This window comes from Pantoea sp. GbtcB22 (assembly GCF_019091025.1).
Taxonomy (GTDB): Bacteria; Pseudomonadota; Gammaproteobacteria; order Enterobacterales; family Enterobacteriaceae; genus Pantoea; species Pantoea leporis.
In genome coordinates, this window is the sequence record NZ_JAGXKB010000063.1 from 1 (window position 1) to 312 (window position 312).

2 pseudogenes are annotated in these 312 nt (G+C 49.7%); both read right to left on the reverse strand.

Going from position 1 to position 312, the window contains the following annotated elements:
- Positions 1-23: 23 nt before the first annotated feature.
- A pseudogene (locus KVT28_RS27915) lies at positions 24-95 on the reverse strand (hypothetical protein); the annotation flags it as partial.
- A gap of 2 nt (positions 96-97) precedes the next feature.
- Positions 98-312, reverse strand: a pseudogene (locus KVT28_RS24790) (alpha-isopropylmalate synthase regulatory domain-containing protein); the annotation flags it as partial.

Genomic DNA, 312 nt, shown 5'->3' on the forward strand with positions numbered 1-312 from the left:
GTACGAATTGCATCGAGAACTTACATGGCCTGCGCCATCACTTCGGGACCAATTCCGTCGCCTGGCAATACCGCGATATGAGAAGACTTAGACATAGTTACACGGTTTCCTTCTGATCTTTAAATTTACGCTGCAGTTCTTTTTCCACCTGCTTAGCACGCCAAATATTGTTCAACGCGTTCACCATCGTTTTCGCCGATGATTAGACGATATCGGTCGACAGGCCAACGCCGTGGAATTTACGAGCGTTGTAGTTGACCACGACATCGACCTGACCCAGCGTATTCTCGCCGTGGCCTTTCGCCGTCAACT